Annotated in this window: 5 protein-coding genes; all 5 read left to right on the top strand. The window is 45.5% G+C overall.

From position 1 onward, the window contains the following. The first annotated feature begins 195 nt into the window (after positions 1–195). Positions 196–1005 carry a biotin--[acetyl-CoA-carboxylase] ligase gene (locus tag RMO52_RS14655; RefSeq protein ID WP_310415521.1) on the top strand — a complete coding sequence of 270 codons (810 nt, stop codon included), beginning with the start codon at positions 196–198 and terminating at the stop codon, positions 1003–1005. Positions 1006–1098: 93 nt separating this feature from the next. Further along, positions 1099–2562 (top strand): M23 family metallopeptidase, encoded by a 1464-nt coding sequence (locus RMO52_RS14650; protein ID WP_310415518.1) that lies wholly within the window; start codon positions 1099–1101, stop codon positions 2560–2562. 288 nt (positions 2563–2850) lie between these two features. Beyond that, complete coding sequence (locus tag RMO52_RS14645; protein ID WP_310415515.1) at positions 2851–3405, top strand: DEP domain-containing protein; 555 nt, start codon at positions 2851–2853, stop codon at positions 3403–3405. Positions 3406–3859: 454 nt separating this feature from the next. Beyond that, positions 3860–5731 carry a protein kinase domain-containing protein gene (locus RMO52_RS14640; RefSeq protein WP_310415512.1) on the top strand — a complete coding sequence of 624 codons (1872 nt, stop codon included), beginning with the start codon at positions 3860–3862 and terminating at the stop codon, positions 5729–5731. A 43-nt stretch (positions 5732–5774) separates the two neighbouring features. After that, positions 5775–6797: serine/threonine-protein kinase (locus RMO52_RS14635; RefSeq protein WP_310415509.1), on the top strand; the 1023-nt coding region annotated here is incomplete at its 3' end.

Genomic DNA, 6797 nt, shown 5'->3' with positions numbered 1-6797 from the left:
GGCGCGATGAAGTGGAAACGCAAATGCAGCCAAAAATTGGCAAGCAATATCTACTGACTTACTATACTTCTAAATCGGATGCTCCTGAAGATTATCTCGATCTCAATGGTCGTCGTTATCCATTGATTCAGCACAGTCCTAATGATTTTGACTATACCGAAATCGTTGAAATAATTTAACTTATAAAGTACTCTAGTGAACTGTCAAAAATTATTATTTCTGTTAACAGCAGATTCTCTCAATGATTGCAAAAGTCAACAAGATTTAGATTTAGACTTTAATATCTATACTTTTGATGTACTTGCCTCAACTAATGAAAAACTATCGCAATTAGTTACCGATGGGCAAGCTCCTCCCGGCACGATTGTCATTGCCGACAGGCAAACTGCCGGACGCGGACAACGGGGACGTACTTGGAATTCCGCGCCGGGTGGGTTGTATTTATCACTAGCGATCGCGCCAGATTTACCAGCAAGTAATGTGCATCAATTGACGATCGGAATCGTCTGGGGAATCGCTCACAGTTTAAGACAAATCGGGCTGCCTGTAGCGATTAAATGGCCTAACGATCTGATGCTATCCGGTCGAAAATTAGGTGGCATCCTGACTCAAACCCGAATTAGTGGCGATCGGATTCAAGATGCGGTCGTGGGAGTTGGAATTAATTATACAAATCCCGTCGAAGGCCTAGCAATAAATTTAGCACCTAGCAATGATTATCAGCCAAATTACCGAAATTTTTCAATGGAGATGTTAACAAGCTGTACTATTAGGGGAATTATAAGTGGGTACAAACGGTGCACTCCTACAACGATCGAAGGTCTCTTGTCGGACTATCTGGAACTACTCAACGCTCGTGGACGTTCGGTACTGGTTAATGGTCGGTTAGGAACTGTAATCGGTATTTCGCCCCTGGGTGAGTTACGCGTCAGTTTTACAACTGCAACTACAGTAACGACGGCGGATCTGACGCCCGGTACCTTCAGTTTGGGCTACGAGAGTTAGTGACTTTAGACAGATGCAGTATCTAGCGATTTTGCCTGTGTCTAGAGCGGATGAATAGTCCCGAATAAAGACTGCGTTAAATTTATAAAAATTATGAGCAGCAAGGCAGAAACGATATCAGATCTTACATCCAAGCAACCTCGGTTGAGTATTTTCTTCCGCAATCCGTTGTTACTCAAGATTGTCGCTTGGCTGGGTAGTCTCGGCTTCATCGGTAGCAGCGGGATTGTCTGGGCCGATCTCAAGCCGATCTCTACGGCTGGATTGCCAAAACAGGAGCGAGTCAACGCGCCAGTCGTCAGCTCGGCGGCTGGCAGTATCTCCAATCCAGCGCGGGAAATATATGGCCCTTCTCTACCTGTGGCTCCCAAGCAAGTTCCTATTCAGATCGCTCCAGAACAACTGCCAAATCGCGAAGTACCGATTGCAGTTGCGCCCAGCTCAGCGGCAATCTCGCCCACAGGCACGATCGTCCCGCCACAACATACTGATATATTGACAGCCGATAACTACACTGTGGGTGTTAATGGTTCATTGTCAAACCCCCTAAATAGTCAAAGATCGATCGATATTCTCGTGCCAGCGCCCCTGAGTCACAAAATTCCCGATCGTCGCACTAGGGAAAGAGTCTCAAGTGTTAGCAGCCAGATCCAGCCGAGCTATCTCAGACCCCAGACTGTCAATCAAACATCAGCGAACAGTAGCACTACTAGCACAAATCGCGATCGAACAGTCCCCAAAGTAACCAGCCTGCCTGGGGTGGTACCTAACAGCACCAGCAATTCGACTAGATTTCAACCGCCAGTTCTGACTCAGATGCGACCAGCCGCAACCACTAATCGCAACCTCCAGCCCGGAGCTACCTCACAAACTACCGCTTCAGTGACTACCGTAGCTCCAGATTCAATCCAGATCGCGATCCCCTCATCAGGTTCCAGTCGGATCGAAGTGCGTCCTGTCGCTCAGTTGCCCATCGTCACAACTAGGACCGTGCCAACAGTACCCGCCATCCCCAGCGTGCGCCCTGCGGCGAGCGGTCGATCCCCATCCACACCAATAGCATTCGTCAACCCTGGCAACGAGCAGAGTACCCAGATCGTTTATCCACTGAGCAGCCCAGCACCAATCACCTCCAGCTTTGGCTGGCGGACGCATCCAATCACAGGTAGTCGCCGTTTTCATTCTGGGGTAGACATCGGTGCGCCGATGGGCGCACCCGTCGTAGCTGCTGGATCGGGGGTCATCGTCTCGGCTGGCTGGCAGGGTGGCTATGGTAAGGCCATCGTCATTCAACACAATGGCATCCAGCAGACCCTCTACGGTCATCTCTCCGAAGTATTCGTCCAACCAGGTCAAAGAATCGAACGCGGCATGGTCATCGGTCAGGTTGGCAGCACTGGCAACTCTACTGGCCCTCACTTGCATTTTGAAACCAGAGTAGCGACGTCGGATGGTTGGATTGCGATCGATCCAGGTGAAGATATCAAATATGCTTTAGACGATTTGCGCCGCTCGATGCCATTCGCGCAACGAGAGTTACCACAAGACGTCCAGTAAATCGCTCGATCGAGCGGTGGGCATACCTCGATTCACTCGGCAGATTGCAGATATCCGATCCAAAAGTATCCTAGCAGCAATCGTTGCTAGGATGTTTTGTGAAGAGGTGAATATTTACAACATCGATGGGTATATTAAATGATATCCATGTCGATGGCGATCGGGAACTAAGCTGCTATCTGTAATCGTTACACTCATCGATGTTTCATCATCTAAATCCAAGCTAGTACTAATTCTATTTCTGGTTATTTATAAGTTCAATTTAGTTTTATTAGGAAATCAGGTGGCATGTTACTCAAGTCACAAGACGTAAGTTATTGTCAACTTGTACGTCAGTTCGGAACGATATCAGAAATTGTGAGCGGGGTAAATTATCAAGGTAATTTGTTTGTCCGTGGTAATTCTTATCCTCATCAGCAACGTCAAGTTGCGATCGCGGAAATGCGCCGCAGCTACCTCGATCCCGAGCCAGCAGTGGCTTGCTTGCTAGTAGCAGATGGCGAAATCGAGACAATTTGGTATGAGGATCGATATATTCTCAAAATTGTTGAAGATGCTAATGATATCGTTACCTATTTCAATCTCGCTCAATTAGTCGAAGAGATGCGATCGCCACAAGGAGTCAAAATTGAGAATCGATCGCAAAGTTTTCGGCTCCCATATCTCCGCTGCGCGATCGGGCGAGAGATGGTAGATTGGATGTCAACCAAGCTATCGATTAGTCGTCCTCATGCCGTACAACTCGGACAAAGATCGATCGATGAGAATTGGCTCAGAAATTTATCTAATAAGCAGCCTTTTGGAGATAACGATCTGTACTATCAGTTTTGTATGGACAAATAAAAGGCTTTAGGTTTTGCGGATCGGATCGCGCGGAGGTTTGTCTTGTCTCGCTGCTTGGTGCGCTGTCTTGACCCAAACACATGGGTCGGGAACCTCCGCGTGATTTGGGTCGCTAAACCCTCGGGGAACCCTCCGTATCGCGCATCCGCTGTCTTGAAAAGGTGCTTCACTTGCGGCGTTTTTATTCGGGGGTTCCCCCCGAATAAGAAAACGACAAGACAGGGGAAACCCCAAGAACGCACTTTTCGCTGTCTTGACTGAAACGCACGCTGAGGGAACCTCAGCGCGATTTCAGTCGCAAACCGTCGGGGAATAGAGGCGTGCGCGAGCCGCTCCGACCCATGGCTTTCACCAAGCAAGGTTTTGGGCTTTAGGTAACAATCCGATCTGCGATAGCGCACTCTGGCGATCGTCTGGGTACTCTAAATCTATTGAGTAATCCAGACACGCGATCGTGAAATCAGCCACCCATCCCTCCCAAGTCATCGCTCGCAGCGGCACCGCCGAGGCGGTATGCTATGACATTCTCGGCATCTTAGGTGAAGGTGGTAGCGGTGTTACCTATCGCGCAATTGATGCTCAAACCCAGCAACCAGTCGCGCTCAAAGCCTTATCGCTCGATCGGATGAATGATTGGAAAGCGATCGAATTATTCGAGCGGGAAGCCAAAGTCCTTAGTACACTCGATCGCGATGGCATTCCCAAATATCTAGACTATTTTACAACTGACAGCGATGGCGATTGCTATTTTTATATCGTCCAAGAATTAGCACCGGGTGAAACTTTATTAGAATGGATGCGCTCTGGCTGGCGCGTCACCGAAGCGGAACTGAAGCCAATTATCATCCAGATTCTCGAAATCTTAATCTATCTCCACCGTCATTATCCGCCGATCGTGCATCGCGATCTCAAGCCGAGTAATATCCTCAAGACTGATGACGGCAAAATCTATCTCGTCGATTTTGGAGCGGTACAACAAACCTATCACGACACCTTTATGCGGGGTAGTACCGTCGTTGGGACTTATGGTTATATGGCTCCCGAACAGTTTCGCGGACAAGCCGTACCTGCGACGGATTTATATGGCTTAGGTGCGACTATTTTACATCTACTCACCCATCGATCGCCTGCTGAAATTCCGCAAGATGGTTTGCGCTTAAATTTTCGCGACAGGTTGCAGGTATCGAATAGTTTTGGCGACTGGTTGGAACGAATGCTAGAGCCAGATGTCGGGAGTCGCTTTAGTTCATCTACCAAAGCCTTAGAAGTCTTCAAAAATCCACCCAAATCTAAGAAGTTCAAACCGACATTTAGTAAGTTCGATCGAGCTTTGATTGGAGCCATTGGGTTAGCATCACTAGTACTGGTTTTCGGGGTATTCGATCGATCCAAATATTACTGGTTGAGCATGGCTGGCATTATCTCGAATGAACCATTTAAAGCGATGTCAGAAAATCCCGATTTATCGCGTATTCAATCATATCTCAATCGTGGGTTTGATGTTAATACTAAAGATGCAAAAAATATTTCCTTAATAGAGCGCGCGATCGAGAATGATTTACCAGAAGTAGTTATGCTACTAGTCAAATATGGTGCCAATGTTAGCGACTCTGCTACTCCATTTCACATTGAGGAGAAAATTCTTAAGAATATTCAACTCCATAGAAAAATCTTAGCGGAAACTCCCGAAACAATTGGTTGTATTCCTGCAAATAATGAGCAGTGTCAAATCAAGTCAAAGATGACACAAGCATTGCATCTAGAAGAGAAAAGATTAGGTGAGATTCATAAGAGTAATTCAATTGCATACTATGCAATTCTAAAAAATAGACCAGATCTAGTGAGCGTATTAATTAGTAAAGGTGTAGATTTCGGTCGAGTATATCCAGATAATAATCAATTATCATTATTGCATCTTGCAAGCTTTCATCAAGATGGTGAAATAGTTAAGCTTTTACTCAATCGAGGTATCGATCCTAATAATAGCTATGACAATTTAGGCTGTACTCCTCTGCATACGGCGATCGTTCTAGATTTGATGCCATATTATCCTAGACTATCAAGTTACTTCAATATCAAAAACTCTTCAAATCGCACAAGCCCTAATAAATCAATTGCTTATCTGATTCATGCTGGAGCAAAGATGGATACTACCTGTAATCTTAGTGGCAGCTACTTTTACTATAGCAATTCAGGCATGAAAATGAGAAACAACTCATATTTGATTGCTGAAGTAATCAAATCAAAAATAGTAAGCTCTCAGAATATTAATGACTATACAGCTCCAGCTCAATTATTAGCATTGCTAGGTATAACTTTAGATTGATATATTTATTCAAAATTGACTAAGCCTCAACATCCAAACTAATATGTATAAAGGTGAACTAATCCTGAACGATCGCTATCAAATTATTAATATCTTAGGACAAGGCGGGATTGCGACTACTTATGCTGCTAAAGATCTCGAAACTGATGAGACTGTCGCAATTAAGGTGATGTCATTACGCCGCGCTCAGGATTGGAAAGCGATCGAGTTATTCGAGCGGGAGGCGAAGATCTTAGCGCAATTGAATCATCCGGCAATTCCGCAATATTTAGATTACTTCCAAATCGATACCGATCGAGATCGAGAATTCTATATCGTCCAATCTTTAGCACCCGGAACTCCGCTATCGGTATTAATCGATCGCGGCTGGCAACCAGAAGTAGCCGAAGTCGAACAAATTGCAGCTCAAGTACTGGAAATTCTCAACTATCTTCATCGTCTCGCTCCTCCAGTAATTCACCGCGATATTAAGCCCCAAAACTTAATTAAAAGCCCCAAGGGAAAAATCTATCTCGTCGATTTTGGTGCGGTTCAAGATACTTATCACCAAACAGTGACTGGTGGGAGTACGGTAGTCGGAACGTATGGCTATATGGCTCCAGAACAGTTTCGCGGACAGGCATATTTAAGTACCGATTTATATGGCTTGGCGACAACTTTGTTATTTTTATTAACGCGTGAAGATCCGAGTAAGTTACCGCACAAACAACTCAAAATTAACTTTCGATCGTCTCTACAATTACCGCGCAAATTTGCCGATTGGCTCGATCGAATGCTCGAACCGACAGTCGAACAGCGCTTTACAACTGCGGCGGAAGCACTTGCCGTCCTGAGAGGATTGCAGAAACTTCCACCACTAGTTGCCAATAATCGCCCGCGCAAACCGATCGATAGTCCGATTCGAGTAGTTGCTGATGAAACAAACTTAACTATTACTATTCCTGCGGTCAGATTTCGGACTACTAATAGTCAGCAGCTAGCTTTACTGGCAATTTTTAGTAACTTTATTATCATCATTACAGTTTACTTTATTACTACAATTTCTTTTTCGATCGAGCCATTAAAA

Origin of the sequence: Chamaesiphon sp. OTE_8_metabat_110 (genome assembly GCF_031382685.1) — a bacterium.
Classification (GTDB): domain Bacteria; phylum Cyanobacteriota; class Cyanobacteriia; order Cyanobacteriales; family Chamaesiphonaceae; genus Chamaesiphon.
Note: the sequence above shows the minus strand (reverse complement) of the source record. Positions and strands in the feature narration are given on the sequence as shown.

Bases quoted from the DNA above. Each gene is read 5' to 3' on its own strand.
- RMO52_RS14650 (WP_310415518.1), top strand. From the start codon at position 1,099: ATGAGCAGCAAGGCAGAAACGATATCAGATCTTACATCCAAGCAACCT.
- RMO52_RS14645 (WP_310415515.1), top strand. From the start codon at position 2,851: ATGTTACTCAAGTCACAAGACGTAAGTTATTGTCAACTTGTACGTCAG.